Origin of the sequence: Acinetobacter sp. 226-1, from assembly GCF_030329325.1 — a bacterium.
Lineage (GTDB): Bacteria > Pseudomonadota > Gammaproteobacteria > Pseudomonadales > Moraxellaceae > Acinetobacter > Acinetobacter sichuanensis.
The window spans coordinates 356246-372708 of sequence record NZ_JACANU010000002.1; the positions used below are offsets into that span (position 1 = coordinate 356246).

The following is a 16463-nucleotide window of genomic DNA, read 5'->3' on the forward strand; positions in this document are numbered from 1 at the left end:
AAATCAGAATGAATGCACTCGTTGAACCAAAATCAGAATTAACGACGCCAAATTTTCAGCTACCAATTAAAAACTATTCTGAATTTTATCGTTTTTATCTTACCGAACACCGAAATATTATGAGTCGCCGTCTACATGCGGTAGGCAGTAGCGTCGGGATTTATTTTTTTAGTAAAGCAATTCGTCAACGTAAACCTAAATATTTTGTATATGGATTAGTTTCTGGCTATGCTTGTGCATGGGTAGGGCATTTTGTTTTTGAAAAAAATAAACCAGCAAGTTTTAAACAACCGTTATATAGCTTTATTTCAGATTGGCGGATGTTATCTGATATTGTTCGTGGTAACTTAAGTTTAAAAGACCGTCAGTTTGATAAAATTGATCGTTAATTGTTTTGATTAAAATTTAATAATTCACTTAAATAATATATAAAACCTCTTTGAATGATTGAATCAAAGAGGTTGAAAAAGATCATAATAAAATAACAGAGGACAATGTATGGCTAAAATAGAATTAACTGCACCTGATGCATTACCTTTAGTAGATCATCAACAAGTTGGTGGCGCAGTAAAAATTAAGCCAGAGGTTGTACAAAATTTAAATCAACAAGTTGAACAATTTTTACAACATTTAATTGATCTTCCTGTACATGAAAAAACCTTTCAAGATAAAGTGAATGCAGTTCATCAACTTGGACATAATAGTGTTAAAAAATCATCACGACTGAGCCACCGCTTACTTTCAAGATCATTGAATCAATTAAATGATGATGCTGACAGTCAAAATATTAGCCAAAGTTTGATTGATCTTAAACAAACTTTAGACAGTTTGAATCCTGCAAATAATCAGAAATTTTTTGCTGTGCGAAAATGGTTAAAATTTTTACCTTTAGGTGAGCGAGTCGAGGACTATTTTGATAAATATAAATCTTCAGAAGAGCATATTAATGTTGTACTGAGTAGTTTAGAAAATGGTAAAGATGAATTAATTAAAGATAATATCGCATTAGAACGTGACAAACGTAATATGTGGGATACCATGCAAGAGCTTGAACAATATAGTTATATTGGGCAGGAACTCAGCCGAAAAGTTGAAGATATTATTGAAAATGTACGGGTGACAGATCAGCAAAAAGCAATGGTTTTACAAGAAGAAGTTTTGTTTTATTTAAAGCAGAAAGTCACCGATTTAATGACGCAACAAGCGGTGAGTGTACAGGCGTATATGTCGCTAGATTTAATTCGAAAAAATAATTTAGAACTGATAAAAGGTGTAGACCGTGCTTTGATGACAACGGTTTCTGCCTTACAAACGGCTATGGTGGTGGCTCAAGCCTTATCAACTCAAAAACTTGTTCTAAATCAGGTTAAAATTATTAATAGCACTACGGAAGATTTGATTGTTGCAACCAGTAAAATGTTGAATCAACAAACACGAGATATTCAATCACAATCTTCAAATAGTGTAATTAATGTTGAAAAACTACAAGTGGCTTTTAACCAAATTTTTGAAACCATTGATTTAGTGAACGAATTTAAAGTTCGAGCTTTGCCTAATTTACAACAAAGTATGGATCATTTAGCTGCACAGTTACAACGTGCGCAGCAATTTACAGATCAAGTTCGAGCTCAAGAAGTTGCAGAGCAATTAAAAGATGAGCAGCTCACTGTAAAAGATTTTATTTCTGTCAATGAAAAGTAATTTGATATCTGATCATCTATAACCAATAAAAAGTTGTAAGAATTGCAACTTTTTACTTTTAAGCTGAATGATCAGAAATATCTTGCTGCGTCTTAAAGAGATCGGGTTGTTGTAATTTATATTTTAAGAATTGCCCATGATCAACCAATTGATTTAAATCATTTAAATAAATTGACTCAGCAATATTTTCAAACTCATTTACAATCATTTGTAGCTGTTGTTCAATGATCTGATTTGGTGTCTGTTGTTGATCTAAAACTTTACGATTTCTTAAAAACTCAGGAATATCAATAAAATGCTGTAATGCAGGGCTAAGATAGGCATTTAAGGTTCTTTGAATATCCATAATTTCATTTTGAAATGATTCATCTTGACTCTGCTGAAGTTTTTCATTCATAAATTGCATGATTTCTTCGATTTTTGTCAGTTGATTTTGCGCATTTTGACTTAAATGTCGTAGACTCTGACTTTGTAAATGTTGATAATTTGAAATGAGTTGTTGATATTGTAAAAAATAAGCAGTTGGTTGTTGATGGATAACGTCTATTTTATTTTCATCTTCTTGATTTTTTAACATTCTTTTAAATTCTAAATCACTTATTTTATACAGCCAATATACACCAAATACAATTCCCAGTAATATAACGACCAGTAATAGATTAGAAAACCATGTATCTATAAATAGAAGGATACTAATAAAGATAGCAAGTATAATCGAGATAACACACGTGATTAAAGCGTCTTTTCCAGAAATTCGATTATGTGATTGATCTTTATTACTCATCGTTTTGCCAAATTCTCTTTGTGTTTTCCTTTAATTCAAATACTGGTTTCACATCTAAATTTTGTTGTATGAAATATTGGTGATTGAGTAAGGATTGTAAGTCATTTTGGTATAAAAATTCTATTTTTTTAAGTAATTTTTCCATAATTTTATTGCGTTCATCTATGAATGTTTGCTGATCAAAGTTGTTATATGCATGATTTAAATAATGATCAAATAACAGTTGAATTCGTTTTAAGCATTCATTTTCAGCCAATCTAAGTTTACGGTTTAGTTTTTTAGAAATATTAAATTGAGTGGATTTTTTACGTTGCTCTATATCCAGAAAAATCATTTCAATTTCATCTAAATAAGCTTGGTTTTGAGAATCTAATTGTGTACGAATATTTTTTTTAAAAATTTGAAATTGTTGTATGATCGTGATTTTTTCTTGATTAACTTTTGGGTGATCAGTTTTAAATAGCTGAATAGGGATTGATTTTAAATTTTGATTTTCATTTTTTTCAATATGCCCATGTATTGTATTTGGAAATAAAACTTGATTCAAAATTTTCATAAATACAAGTAAGAAAAGATAAAGGCATACTAAAATCAGCACAAAAATACTTAAAGACTTTAAAAAACTTATTTCACTATAGATGAATAAAATACAAATTAAGATAGTTAAAGTAATTTTAAAATAATGCATAAATTTAGATCACCTTGGATATTTTGTATTTTCATTCAACCTTTTGATTTTATTATGCTGTTTTTAATATTCTAAAATTTTATTTTTTATCTATTTTAAAATCCTCCTCAGCTTTTAAACTTTGATGTAAGAATTCTTGATGGTCTAATAAAGATTGTAAATCATGATTATAAATAGACTCAACTTGCTTTAACAAATCATCTAAAATTTTATTCAGCATTTGTGTAAACCAAAGATCAGGAACATTGTTTAAATTTCGACAAAAACGTGTTTGTTCATTTCGCGGATAAGTCAAAAATTGTTGAGTATATTCAAGAATTTGTTCTAATAATGTGAGTTGTATTTTTGAAATACTTTGTCTGTTCTTATAAAATTTATTTTTGTTTGATAGCTTTAAATCAACTTCTTTGAATACTTTATATATTTCATTGATTTGGCGTTTATGGCGTACACCTAAATAACTTTGATAATGTATTTTTAGCTCGAACAGTTGTTCTGTACTGCTATTTTCGGTATTCAGTATAAATGGAGGAATAATTTTATCTGATGTTGTACTGATTATGATTGGAGTATTTGGTTTCGGTTTTATATTCCGTTGTTTAAATTTAAGTTGTCGTTCAGAAATGGACAGTTTATTTTGAGTATTTGAAGTAGGAGATTCCCATTTGATTTCAAAAAATGTGCTTTTTATTTTAAAATAGATTAAGTAGGCTAAAATAATAGGCAGTTGGTATAATATAAAGTAAACAAGAAAAGTAGAAAAAATGACGATTAAAATTTTAAAAAATTTTAGATGTATAAATGCTGAAATAATTAAAATAAAAAATGTAGAAATAAAAATGATGCTTAAACTATAAATGAGATTTATTTTAAAAATACGATAATTTTTTTCGTAATATTGAGGTAGTTCTATTTTTTTTGAATAGAAAAAGCATTTATAGAGAAAAAATAAAACTAAATAAGACGTTATAGATGCTAAAAAACTTTGAGTAAAAACCAAAATAAAAAAACCAATTAAGCTGAAAATGAAAATATCACGATAAATTTTCTTAAGTTCTTGACTTGGGGTTTGAAGACCTGCTTTTATTTTGGAGATGAACATTTTTTCGTTTATATATTTAATGTGTTTATAATATAGAGTCTTAAGTATAACAGTAAATAAAAAAGAAGTATTATTTTTATTCAGAAAGCATTCAAATTTTTGAAAATCATAACTTTAGAGATTTAACAACTCCTTATTTGAGGAATAGTTTTATTGCATTTTATTTTTAAAAATAGGATGGCGCCTTCAACAAGGATGATCCAAATGAAAATTAAAATATTAACACTTGTTTGTACTTTAGCATTAGTTGCTTGTGGGAGTGATAATGATGATGATACAAATTCAACAAATCCAACAAATCCAACAAATCCAACAACAGATGAAACAGCAAAAGCACTGATCAATGAAGTTAGTGGAATTGTTCTCCGAGAATCTTTAGGAGATGGTTTAATTGACTCTTTGGTATATGGAACAGATGAAATATTGGATAATAATATCAAGTGTGAATCTGGTTCATATCAAAAAACAGCCAATACGGTCACTTTAAATAAATGTGTTGGTGTTTTTGAAGTTGAAGGTAAGGGGAGTGCTTCTGGTGTTATTAAGTTTAAGCAAATCAATGATCATAGTCGTGATTATGAATTTAACGACTTGAATGTTTCATTTGCAGATGGAGAAAATCAGGTCATTAATGGTGGGCTGAATGTCAATGATTTACCTTCCGTAGCGACAATCACAGTCAATCAAATTAAAGCAGTGATCAAACAATTTGATCAAAGTAAAAAACTTAGAACAGTCAATTATGTGGTTGATAACTATAAACTTGTGTGGTCAGCACAAGATGCTACAAATGTTAAATTACAATTGAGTGGTAAAATTGCTGCAACAGGCGGTGAAAATGGTGATTTTAGCGTCGCTTATGACAATACTAATCAGCCATTCTTTGTTAAAAAAGATGCAAAAAATGATGATATTGTTTCTTCGCCATATAGCGGTGTCATGACAATTATTGATACCAAAGACAATAAAAATATTACGACAATTTCAGCTTTAAATGATCAGACTGCACAATATAAAGCAGTTTTAAACAATAAGGTCTTATTTGATGAAACAAAAAAATGGTCTGAAATTTTAGAGTATTAATATCATCATTTGACCTAAACTATTTGGCTTTTAAGTTATTTGTTTTTTAAATTTATGCTGTGCTCCAGACACAGCATTTTTTATGTGAAAATTAAAGATGAATTATAAATGTTAATTATAGAAATTAAGGCATGAATAGCCAAAAAAATATAATTTTAGAAAATTTAGCAAAATGCTTGTAATCAATAAACATTATTTTTAAGCATAAAATATTTTTTAATCGCTTTATAACATGAAATATAAAAGAACAACGCTATAATTAGATCAATTAGAAACTTTAGGTATTTGTATGCGCGGTCTTTATCTCATTACCAATGATGATCCAATTGAACTTTTATTGGCAAAGCTTGAAGGTGCAATGTCAACTTATGAAGTGGCAGTGTTGCAATATCGCCGTAAAAAAGTGGCAAAACAAGATCAGGACTATGAAATCGAATATATGAAGTCGATGTGTGCGCAATATAAAGTCCCTTTTGTGATCAATGATGACTTGGAAGCCGCAGTAAAATATGGCGTAGGCGTACATCTGGGGCAGGGTGATGGCTCAATTGTTGATGCTGTTGCTCGTTTACCCAAAAATGTCTTGATTGGTCGTAGTTGTAATAATTCGATTGAGCTTGCTGAACAAGCTATTGCGGATGGCGCAAACTATGTGGCTTTTGGTGCAATTTATGCCACTGAAACCAAGCCTGAAGCAGGCAATATTGGATTGGAAACTTTAAAACAAGCCCAAGTAAAATTTGATGTGCCAATTTGTGCGATTGGTGGTTTAACTGTTGAAAATTCAAGTGAAGTGATTGATGCAGGTGCCGACCTTTGTGCTGTGATTAGTGATATATTGGGACAGTCGTTATCAGGCGTTACTGTGCGTACCCACGAATGGGCTGATTTATTTGCATCAAAAGCATAAGCTTTTTTGAATGCCGTTCTATTTTTAAGTTGAGCATTTCCATGACTTTATCTGCCAAGCAAGAACAATTGTTTAAACAAGCAAGCAAACATATTCCAGGTGGAGTGAACTCTCCTGTACGTGCCTTTAATGGTGTCGGTGGTACGCCAGTTTTTATTGAAAAAGCCAAGGGTGCTTATTTGTACGATGTCGATGGCAAGCGTTATGTCGACTATGTCGGTTCATGGGGACCGATGATTTTAGGGCATGCACATCCCGACATTATCAAAGCTGTACAAGATGCTGCTGTCGATGGTTTAAGTTTTGGTGCGCCGACTGTCCACGAAACGACATTGGCAGACATCATCTGTGAAATCATGCCTTCAATTGAATTGGTGCGTATGACCAACTCAGGAACGGAAGCGACCATGACCGCAATTCGTCTGGCGCGTGGCTATACTGGACGTGACAAAATTGTCAAATTTGAAGGCTGTTATCACGGTCATTCAGATTCATTGCTGGTAAAAGCAGGTTCAGGTCTGTTGACGAGCGGTGAAGGCGAAGCGACTTCTGCGGGTGTTCCTGCTGATTTTGCCAAGCACACTTTAACTTTGCCATATAATGATATTGCCACTTTAAAAGAATGTTTTGCCAAGTTTGGTGCTGAAATTGCAGGGGTCATTGTTGAACCTGTCGCGGGTAACATGAATCTGGTCAAACCGATTGATGGTTTCTTACAAGCCATTCGTGATGTGTGTGACGAACATGGTTCAGTTTTTATTATTGATGAAGTGATGACGGGTTTCCGTGTAGGTTTAGGCGGTGCACAAGCACATTATGGTGTGACACCTGACTTAACCACTTTGGGCAAAATCATTGGTGCGGGTCTGCCTGTAGGTGCCTTTGGTGGTAAACGTGAAGTGATGGAATGTATTGCACCTTTGGGTAAAGTTTACCAAGCAGGTACATTGTCAGGTAATCCATTGGCGATGCGTGCAGGGATTGAAATGTTTAAGCATTTACGCCAAGACGGCTTTTATGAAAATATTACTGCACAACTCGAAAAATTACTTACAGGTTTGCAGACTGCTGCGAATGAAGCAGGCATTGCTTTTAAAACTCAGCAAGTGGGTGCGATGTTTGGTTTGTACTTTACCGATCAAGAAGATATCACAAGCTTTGACTCGATGTTGAAATGTGATGTCGATGCTTTCCGTAAGTTCTTCCACGGTATGTTAAAACGTGGTGTGAATCTTGCGCCATCGGCTTTTGAAGCGGGCTTTATTTCGGCTGCACATAGTGATGAAGATATTCAATTTACCATTGATATGGCAAAAGAAGTTTTTGCAGAAATGAAAGCTTAATACCTCTCCCTAACCCTCTCCTGAAAAGAGAGGGAACTCCTTAAATTTTGAATAGGAATGAATGGATGCAAACTAAACATTATTTGACTTTGGCAGATGGTGAGTTTTTATTGGATCATGCACATCAATATGCGGTTCAAAAACAATTTAATGTCAGTATTGTCATTGTGGATGAAACAGGAACTTTACTTGCGATGAAGCGTATGGATGGCGCTGCACCCATGACTGCAAATCTTGCTTTGGAAAAAGCCAAATGTTCTGCAATCAGCCGTAAATCTTCAGGTCTATTTGAAAATTTAATTAAAAATGGTCAAATGGGTTTTCTGACCATGGAAACTTTTTCAGGGATGCTAGAGGGTGGCGAGCCTATTTTATATGCAGGGCAGTTGGTTGGTGCTGTCGGTGTTTCAGGTGTGAAATCATTTGAAGATGCAGAGATTGCGTTATATGCAATTCAAAATTTCTTAGCTCAGTTTTCTTCATAAATTAAATGATTTATGCTGTTAAAATGAGGTAGATTGTATCTCACTGCAATCTATCTTATTCAAATAAAAATAAAGGAATTTCTCAATTCATTAACTATACTCAAACTTTTATTATTCAGTTATACTAAATAGAAATGTTAGTTAATTTTGTTTTAATTTTATTGTAAATCTGGTCACATTTTTGGTTTTGATTGCTATATATATCAATAATTGCTTGAAAATTAGATTTGGAAATCATTGAATAAATTGCTACATTGATAGGATAAAATAAAAAACCATGGGGATGGGGATTGTATGCGCAATAAAATTTATTCAGAAAAACGTCGTAAAATTTATAGATTACTCAACCAAGTTCTGAAAAATTCCTTGTTTACAAAACTTATCCATAAGGATCAAAAACATCAGGATTTAGAAACAGATACATTAACAGGTGTATATAACCAGTTTGCAATTAATCAATTTTTAAAGGAGTTACATCCACAAGAGTTGATTCAATACGGGATTATTCTTTTTAATCTTGATAATTTTAATAAATTAAATGAAGAATATAATCAAAAAGTTACCAATGAAGTTTTGGTTTCGGTTGCTTATCAACTGAGTCACAATATTCGTGATACGGACTTGGTTGGGCGTTTCAGTGATTCAGAATTTATTTTGATTTTAAATGATATTAATCAACAACAAATAGCCCAAATTGCTGAGCGTTTACTTGGTGTGATTAAGAGTCATCCAATTAAAATAAAAAATAAATTGATTCATGCTGAATTAAGTTATGGAATGTCAGTCTCTGAGCAAAATGTAAAAAGTCATGAGGTTTTACAACAAGCAGATCAAAATCGTTTTGAAATACAGGCTCAAGGCTTTCATTCAGGCTCACAAAGTTTATCTTAATGGAAGTATAGATATTCCTGTTTTTAAAGAAAAAAATAGGAATATCCATTGCCTGAAAAATATAAAATCGTTTAGGAGTGATTACTTCTACGTGCCATGATTTTTTCGTCATTAGCATTTAAAATTTTTAAAACTTGACCATCAGTGGTGTGCAAAATGGCTTGTTGATCGGTGTAAACGGTTCCATCTTTTGCTTTTGCAGTTTTATTTGTTGGTGGTGTAAACAGCCAAGTTTCTTGATTTTTAATTAGGGGATGAAGCAAAAAATTAAATTCTGTTCCTTGAGGATAATCAATACCGCCAAAATGTAAATCTTTGGCAAGTGTGCCATTTTCGATGCCTAATAATTGATGATTTTTATCTAAATAAATATTTGCCCACCCAACCGAAATATTTTTGTAGTGTGTTAACAGATTTCTGATTTGCCAAGTATCTTGAGCAATAAATCCATCGGGGTATTTTGAATATTTACTACGTTGAATATCAGCTCCAGCTTGCAAGGTAATTTGTTTGAGTTTGACAGAACTCGCTAAAATACAAAATTCTAAGCCAGAAATATTTGCTTGTTCATCTAAATAAACTTTTATGTAATTTTCAAGTTTGCATTGCCAGCCCTCGATTTGATCAACTCCTTTACCACGCAAGGTAATTGAACGATCATCAAACATTTCTAATTCATAGCCTCTAGGAATTTGTATATTATTAATTTGAAAATTACCAAAAGCGACGGGTGTTGGAAATGTTGCCTCACGAAAAGATTCTTGGTTGTTGGCTTCAAATAAATAAAGTTCTGTGCCTGTTGGCATAGAAATACCTAAAATATTTTGTGGTGAAGTTAAGGTTTGATAAGTTGCTTCATGATCAGTTTTAACTTCAAGTTGCGCTTTCTTAACCAGAAAAAATAAACCTATACTGAGCAATACACATAAGCAACTTGTGACAAAAAGTGATTGTAGGAAAATATTACCATTTTTGAGTTTGGTACGGCATTGAGCGCTAAAAATAAGTCCGATTGCAAATAAGCAAAAAACCAAGCTGCCTATTGCTGCAATAAAAAAAATCCATAAATAGCTAAAAGAAAAAGGAATCATATTTAAATATATTTGGAATTATGCAGGATATTCTATAAGTATCCTGCATATCTTTAAATGATTAATCAAATATTTTGTGAATCGCTTGGAACGGTAAAGTCACAACATCAAATGCCACAGCAAAAGGGAATAACATTAATTTATTGGCTGCGTTGCTACCGACTTCAGAATAGTCTTTCTCTTGTTGTTGCGTATAAATGCTTATACGATAAGGTTTACTGAGTGCTTTAAAAGAGTCACGGTTGGTTGCAGCGGGATATACGACGCCAGCAAGTTTAATGTCAAAGCAAAAACGTTGAGCCTCCATACGTTTATCGCTTGAACTGGTACATTCTTCAGCACCATTTTCAATAAAGAACTCACGGTCAGCTTTGCTTACATCTTCGGCAAGTTTGACATAGGAAAGTTCCACAGTTCCCACAAATTTTCCATCATTTTTAGGTGAGGAAAAATCTAAAGAACGTTTGATTTGTATATTTTTAGGATCAAGTGCAGAAATTACTTTTGCAAATCGATTTCCACCATGTGTTAAAACATAACTATATTGTTGTCCAACAATAACAATACTGTCCTGAGGTAGATTTGCTAAAGGTTGCGATGGTTTACCAAAAGCGATGACATAATCTTCAATTAAGGTTTTTTGCACTGTTTGTATGCGTATACCATCATCTTTTTCTAAAAGTGTTTTTGTAGCACATCCTGTCGTAAAGAGGACAACTGTACTTAAAGCGAGGGGAAGGAAAGGGTTTTTGAGTGCTGTAAGCATTTTTATACTCATTGATTATTTTCAATTTAGTTTATAGCATTTAAGTTATAGCCCGTTAAGTTTATAAGATGCCAAAATTATCGATAAATTTTCTAATTTTGAGATGTTTTTATCGTTTTTCATGGTATGGGTTGGCAAAATATAATGATTGAATATCTTTAATTTAAGTTTTTAATGTGTTGGATGAATGTTTATTGACCTGAAACAATTTTTTCATGTAATCAGCATCATTTGTATATGATGTTGTACCGATATGCATTTTTGTTTTCATCGTATTAACGTTTTCAATATTCTAAACATATTTTTTATAAAGATGACAATATTGAAATTGTTTGGCGGTCTAAAAGCTTATTCTACTTTTAGATTGTGTCAATTAGAGCAATCAATCGAAAAAACGAAAATATTCATTGTATTTTTAAGCTAAGATTCTTATCATTGCCTGCTTGTTTGCACGATCAGCGGAATTGAACCTTGAGTAATTTTCTAACCGAACACCTGATACATCGTGATGAAGATTTTATGGTGATTGCAAAGCCAGCGGGTATTCTCACTGTTCCGGGCAAAACAGAAGATTTACAAGATTGTGTGATTAATCGTTTATTAAAGATAGAACCAAAAACATTACTTATCCATCGTTTAGATCGTGATACATCAGGTATTTTAGTCTTTGCTTTGTCTCGTTGGGGACAAAAAAGTATTTCCCGTCAGTTTCAAGAACGCCAAACGTCAAAAACTTATCAAGCTGTGGTTGCTGGGCATTTAGTCGGGCAAGGCACAATTGATGTTCCTGTTGTTTATGACCCAGAACATCCTCCTTTACATATTGCTGACCCTCAAAATAATAAGCCTGCTTTAACAGAGTGGCAAAGCATTGAGCATTTTGAAATACAAGGGCAAGCTGTAACACGAGTAAAATTAACGCCGATTACAGGACGTTCACATCAGCTTAGAGTGCATATGCAGTTTTTAGGACATCCTATTATTGGCGATACTTTATATGCAACGCTAGAACAACAAATATTAATGCCGCGTTTATGTTTACATGCGGAACAGTTGAGTTTTCATCATCCTAAAACAGAGGAGGATGTACAATTTTATTGTCCAGTTCCGTTTTAACTTGGTTTTATTAACAAAGATTGAATGTGCTCACTCTTTTGGTGAGCTTTGTGTCAAAAAGTATTGCTTAATGGGGTTAAACTTTGTTCAAATATTCTCCTAATTTGAGCAACTGTTTTTCAGTCCTAACATGAGATAAAGGTGGAAAAATTGCAACAATTTGCTATAGGTCAACGTTGGTTATCAGATACAGAAACAGAACTTGGTCTGGGAGTATTGATTGATGTCGATGAGCGTTCAATCAGTATATTGTTTCCCAAAAGTGATGAAACTCGTGTATATGCACGTAATAATGCTCCTTTATCTCGTATTATTTTTAATGTAAACGATGAGCTTCAAGATCAAGAAGGCACTACATGGTCAGTAGAGTCACTTGAAGACGGTCATGGCGTCTTACGTTACAATGTGATTCGTACGTTGGCAGATGGCGCAGAAGAACGCAAATCTTTAAATGAAACGCGTATTGGAGCTTCTATTCAGTTATCTAAACCACTGGATCGTTTGCTTGCAAGCCAAATTGATTATAAAGAATGGTATGACTTACGCATTGAAGCAATGCAAATGCAAGCAGGAATGCAAACCTCTCCATTACGAGGCATGATTGGTGCACGTGTTGGTTTGATTCCACACCAATTTTATATTGCTCATGAAGTGGGTAAGCGTTTTGCACCACGTGTACTCCTTGCTGATGAAGTTGGTTTGGGGAAAACCATTGAAGCAGGTTTGATTATTCATCAACAGTTAAAAACAGGTCGTTCTGAACGTATTCTGATTTTAGTGCCAGATTCTTTGCAGTATCAGTGGATGATTGAAATGCGTCGTCGTTTCAATTTGAATTTTTCTTTATTTGATTTGACGCGTACTGCTTCGATTAAAGAGCATGATCCTGAACTGAATCCGTTCTTAACAGAGCAATGTATTATTGCTTCTGTTGACTTGATGATTGACCATGATGATTTGCGTGAGCAAGCACTTGAAGCAGGTTTTGATCTTTTAGTGGTCGATGAAGCCCATCATTTGATGTGGAGCGAAGAAGAAGGCGGTAATGACCGTTATGACCTAGTTGAAGAATTTGCTGAAAAAACGGCTGGTGTGTTGTTATTGACTGCGACACCTGAACAATTAGGTGTAGAGAGTCATTTTGCACGTTTACGTTTGCTTGATCCACAACGTTTTAGCTCACTTGATCGTTTCTTAGATGAGGAAGAGCAATATCATCACACTGCAAAAATTGCTGAAGTGTTGATGTCTGATTTACCATTAGAAGCTGAACATTTTACTGCAATTGAAAAGCTCTTAGGTCATGCAATTGAAGATCAACCTGAGCAACGTTTCCGTGCTATTCATGAGTTGTTAGACCGTCATGGTACAGGGCGTATTTTATTCCGTAATACTCGTGAAGCAATTCAAGGTTTCCCTGGTCGTGATTGTCAGCCTGCGCCATTACCTGCACCAGAAAACTGGTCTAAAGATGGTAAATTGCGTGAGCAAATGTGGCCTGAAGAAGCACAACTTGATGGTGCTTGGATGGAAACAGATCCACGTGTATCTTGGATTATGGAGATGCTACGTACGCAATTAAAACATAAGAAAGTTTTACTTATTGCACGTAGTGGTCCTGTGGTTGAAGCTTTAGAAAATGCTTTGCGTATTCATGCAGGTATTCGTACAGCAATGTTCCATGAGGGAATGAGCCTGCTTGAGCGTGACCAAGCAGCAGCTTATTTTGCTGAAGACTCATATGGAGCGCAAATTTTACTTTGTTCTGAAATTGGTTCAGAAGGGCGTAACTTCCAATTTGCTTCAGATTTAATTTTATTTGACTTGCCAGCAAATCCAGATGTACTGGAGCAGCGTATTGGTCGTTTAGATCGTATTGGTCAAGAAAATCGTATTCAGATTCATGTACCTTATTTGGTTGGAACAGCACAAGAACGTATGTTCCGTTGGTACAACGAAGCATTGAATATTTTTAGTAATATTTCTCCAACAGCACAAACCTTGCAAGAAAACTTTATTGTTGACTTAAAAGATTGTTTATTGGCAGATAAAGGTCAAGATTTTGAAGACTTGCTTGAAGCTGTTAATGTTCAACGCCAAGCACTTGAAAATGAGTTACAAGAAGGTCGTGACCGCTTGTTAGAATACAACTCTTGTCGTCCTATGGTTGCACAAGAAATTGTCAATGCACTTGAAGACTATGATGACAACACATTGTTACCAATGTTTATGAAGCGTTTTATGGCATCTACAAACATTGATTTTGATGAGCAAAGTAATGGCACTGTGATCATTAAGCCAACAGATCAAATGCAAGTGCAAGGTTTAGACCTTGATGAAGAAGGCATGACCGTAACTTTCTATCGTGATCAAGCGCAAATTCGTGAAGATGCGCAATACATCACTTTAGAGCATCCATTTACTGAAAGTGTGATGGAAATGATTCGTACACAATCATTTGGTAGTACGAATGTTGCCTTGCTTAAATCGGCTGCTTTACCACAAGGTTCTGTCTTGCTTGAAGTGTGGTTTAAAGTTGATGTGGTTGCACCAAAAGCTTTAAATTTACCTTCGAGTTTGCCAACACAACTTATTCGTGTGTTATTAAGTGAAAAAGGTCAGGATTTATCGAATAAAATCGCACCTGAAATTTTAAAACCTTATTTACATCATTTAGATAGCAATAGTTGTCGTCAAGTGGTGAAAGCACGTCGAGAAGTCGTTGAGAAACGCTATACGCAAGCACTTGAAATTGCAAGAGGCGCATTGCCAGAGCTAAAACAACAAGCTAAAGAAATTTATGGTAGCAAATGGCAATATGAAATTGATCGTTTAACTTATTTGAAACAGTTCAATCCAAGTATTCGTGAAGATGAAATTGCACGTTTACAAAAACTACAAAAAGAAGGTTTGGAATTGTTAGAAGGGTTGGCGGTTACACCAGAAGCGATTCAAGTCTTAGTGGTTGTTAAACCTTAATTTCTATATCAATTAAAGCTCCTTCGGGAGCTTTTTTTTGCCATTGAAATAATCAAATAACCTCAGGCAAAGAGGTAGATAACTTAAGAATGAGGGAGATCTTTTTTCAGCTGGCGTATTGAGGGAATACTGGTGTAGCGCAAAACTTGATAACCTGCTTGATGAAACATTGCATCTCGTTCAGCATCTCGTTTTTCTTGACCAATATGACTTGGATCATCAAGTTCAATAATACTCAATACACGAAAGTTTTGATCTAAAATAACAAAGTCAGTAACTTTGCGATTAAAACGAGATCTTAGTTTATATTCATTTGCGGTAATGAGCGCACTAAAAGCCACTTGTGCTAAGACATGATATTGAGGGAAAGCTTCTTTTAAACGTAGAAACATTTTCTGCTCAAAAGCAGTAATGACAGGTTTGGAATAATATTCCTTTTTACGAAACAAATTTTGACCAAAGCAAATAACTAAAAAGGCGATGAGTGCAAGACACCCAATGATAAAAAACAAAGTCTCATGTGAATTAAACATAAATACATTCATTTCAAAAGAAAAAGCCCACTTCGTTATGAGTGGGCTTTTTGTAATTTGGCTCTCCAACCTGGGCTCGAACCAGGGACCTGCGGATTAACAGTCCGTCGCTCTACCGACTGAGCTATTGGAGAATCTGGAACGCATTTTAGTGATGAAAGGCTGTATGGTCAAGAGGCAAATGTAATATTTATGAGGAATAAAGCTTGTTTGGTATAAAATTAACCATTTATCGTGTTTTGTGGCAAAAGTATTGAAAATAATATGTTTGATTTAGTGGAAATTGAGGGGTCTATGCTCTATTTTTTATTTTTACAAATTTTCAATATGGTCAGCAAGACTATGATTTTGCTGAGATGAAATTAATAAATAACCCAGTAAATCTAATTCAAGGCGTTGTTCAAGACTTAAAAAATTGCTGAAATCAAAATCTGGGTTTTGATGATAGGACTGAATGAATGAGTCTCGTTTAAATAGTGGTAAGGCATAGAGTATAGAAAGCAATGTTACAGCTTGGAAGTGGGAATCTTTGGGTAAAAAGAATAAAGAAATCGCATGATGTTGATATACTTTTTGCTGAGTTAAACTCAATTTTTCATCTATGTGTTTTTGATCAAGGTGTAATATCACCGTGGCTTGGAAAAAATTAATATCTTCTACTTGAATATTTGTTTGTGTGATGTCTTCAAGCGAAATATCCAAATGATGAAATAAAGTTCTCACCTCAAATCGTTGTTTTGAAATACGTAGATAAGGTTTGCCAAAACGAATTAAAAATAAAAGATAATATATTGAAATAACGACAAGCAAAAATCCAATCAGTGCTGCAATTAAACTCAGTAATGGTTTTTGGTATCGTAATTCATTAAATATAAAATAAAAAACAAATACAAAAATATATAATCCTAAAAAACTGAAAATAATTGTGGAGAGTTGAGTTTTAAATAGAATGCTTGTCTTGATATTCATATTGAAATAGAGATTATTACCT

General features: G+C 33.6%; 16 protein-coding genes and 1 tRNA gene. 9 read left to right on the plus strand and 8 right to left on the minus strand.

Annotation, left to right across the window (positions count from 1 at the left end):
• Positions 1–8: 8 nt before the first annotated feature.
• Together HX124_RS05135 and HX124_RS05140 are read left to right on the plus strand one after the other, a co-directional pair.
• The gene (locus tag HX124_RS05135; protein WP_107006499.1) at positions 9–389 is read left to right on the plus strand and encodes an Mpo1-like protein; all 381 of its coding nucleotides are present in this window, start codon (positions 9–11) and stop codon (positions 387–389) included.
• 109 nt (positions 390–498) lie between these two features.
• Positions 499–1701, plus strand: a complete 1203-nt coding sequence (locus tag HX124_RS05140) for a toxic anion resistance protein (RefSeq protein ID WP_286382150.1) — start codon at positions 499–501, stop codon at positions 1699–1701.
• Positions 1702–1759: 58 nt separating this feature from the next.
• Here the strand turns inward: HX124_RS05140 and HX124_RS05145 are convergent, their stop codons facing one another.
• The 3 genes from HX124_RS05145 to HX124_RS05155 all read right to left on the minus strand — a co-directional run bounded on the left by HX124_RS05145 (position 1760) and on the right by HX124_RS05155 (position 4275).
• Complete coding sequence (locus HX124_RS05145) at positions 1760–2278, minus strand: hypothetical protein (protein ID WP_286382151.1); 519 nt, start codon at positions 2276–2278, stop codon at positions 1760–1762.
• Positions 2279–2477: 199 nt separating this feature from the next.
• Positions 2478–3173 carry a hypothetical protein gene (locus HX124_RS05150; protein ID WP_286382152.1) on the minus strand — a complete coding sequence of 232 codons (696 nt, stop codon included), beginning with the start codon at positions 3171–3173 and terminating at the stop codon, positions 2478–2480.
• A gap of 79 nt (positions 3174–3252) precedes the next feature.
• The gene (locus HX124_RS05155) at positions 3253–4275 is read right to left on the minus strand and encodes a hypothetical protein (RefSeq protein ID WP_286382153.1); all 1023 of its coding nucleotides are present in this window, start codon (positions 4273–4275) and stop codon (positions 3253–3255) included.
• Between the two features lie 204 nt (positions 4276–4479).
• Between HX124_RS05155 and HX124_RS05160 the strand changes: the two genes are divergently transcribed.
• The 5 genes from HX124_RS05160 to HX124_RS05180 all read left to right on the plus strand — a co-directional run bounded on the left by HX124_RS05160 (position 4480) and on the right by HX124_RS05180 (position 8987).
• Positions 4480–5358, plus strand: coding sequence for a hypothetical protein (locus tag HX124_RS05160; protein WP_286382154.1), 879 nt, complete (start codon positions 4480–4482; stop codon positions 5356–5358).
• A 289-nt stretch (positions 5359–5647) separates the two neighbouring features.
• Positions 5648–6268, plus strand: a complete 621-nt coding sequence (gene thiE / locus HX124_RS05165; protein WP_286382155.1) for a thiamine phosphate synthase — start codon at positions 5648–5650, stop codon at positions 6266–6268.
• 41 nt (positions 6269–6309) lie between these two features.
• Positions 6310–7611, plus strand: coding sequence for a glutamate-1-semialdehyde 2,1-aminomutase (hemL, locus tag HX124_RS05170; RefSeq protein WP_286382156.1), 1302 nt, complete (start codon positions 6310–6312; stop codon positions 7609–7611).
• A gap of 65 nt (positions 7612–7676) precedes the next feature.
• A complete protein-coding gene (locus tag HX124_RS05175) occupies positions 7677–8096 on the plus strand; it encodes a GlcG/HbpS family heme-binding protein (protein WP_286382157.1) in 420 nt (139 codons plus the stop codon).
• A 294-nt stretch (positions 8097–8390) separates the two neighbouring features.
• Positions 8391–8987 carry a GGDEF domain-containing protein gene (locus HX124_RS05180; protein WP_286376497.1) on the plus strand — a complete coding sequence of 199 codons (597 nt, stop codon included), beginning with the start codon at positions 8391–8393 and terminating at the stop codon, positions 8985–8987.
• A 71-nt stretch (positions 8988–9058) separates the two neighbouring features.
• Here HX124_RS05180 and HX124_RS05185 read toward each other — a convergent pair whose 3' ends face one another.
• Together HX124_RS05185 and HX124_RS05190 are read right to left on the minus strand one after the other, a co-directional pair.
• Positions 9059–10078, minus strand: coding sequence for a hypothetical protein (locus tag HX124_RS05185; protein WP_286382158.1), 1020 nt, complete (start codon positions 10076–10078; stop codon positions 9059–9061).
• 61 nt (positions 10079–10139) lie between these two features.
• The gene (locus HX124_RS05190) at positions 10140–10844 is read right to left on the minus strand and encodes a YidX family protein (RefSeq protein ID WP_286382159.1); all 705 of its coding nucleotides are present in this window, start codon (positions 10842–10844) and stop codon (positions 10140–10142) included.
• A gap of 471 nt (positions 10845–11315) precedes the next feature.
• Here HX124_RS05190 and HX124_RS05195 point away from each other — a divergent pair, with 471 nt between their 5' ends.
• Both HX124_RS05195 and rapA read left to right on the plus strand, forming a co-directional pair.
• Positions 11316–11960 (plus strand): RluA family pseudouridine synthase, encoded by a 645-nt coding sequence (locus HX124_RS05195; RefSeq protein WP_502872806.1) that lies wholly within the window; start codon positions 11316–11318, stop codon positions 11958–11960.
• A 141-nt stretch (positions 11961–12101) separates the two neighbouring features.
• The gene (rapA, locus tag HX124_RS05200; RefSeq protein ID WP_286382160.1) at positions 12102–14939 is read left to right on the plus strand and encodes an RNA polymerase-associated protein RapA; all 2838 of its coding nucleotides are present in this window, start codon (positions 12102–12104) and stop codon (positions 14937–14939) included.
• An 83-nt stretch (positions 14940–15022) separates the two neighbouring features.
• On the opposite strand, the gene HX124_RS05205 is transcribed toward rapA, so the two are convergent.
• The 3 genes from HX124_RS05205 to HX124_RS05215 all read right to left on the minus strand — a co-directional run bounded on the left by HX124_RS05205 (position 15023) and on the right by HX124_RS05215 (position 16195).
• A complete protein-coding gene (locus HX124_RS05205; RefSeq protein ID WP_286382161.1) occupies positions 15023–15472 on the minus strand; it encodes a DUF2726 domain-containing protein in 450 nt (149 codons plus the stop codon).
• 58 nt (positions 15473–15530) lie between these two features.
• A tRNA-Asn gene (locus HX124_RS05210) sits at positions 15531–15606 on the minus strand.
• Between the two features lie 178 nt (positions 15607–15784).
• Positions 15785–16195, minus strand: a complete 411-nt coding sequence (locus HX124_RS05215; RefSeq protein WP_286382162.1) for a hypothetical protein — start codon at positions 16193–16195, stop codon at positions 15785–15787.
• Between the last annotated feature and the right edge of the window lie 268 nt (positions 16196–16463).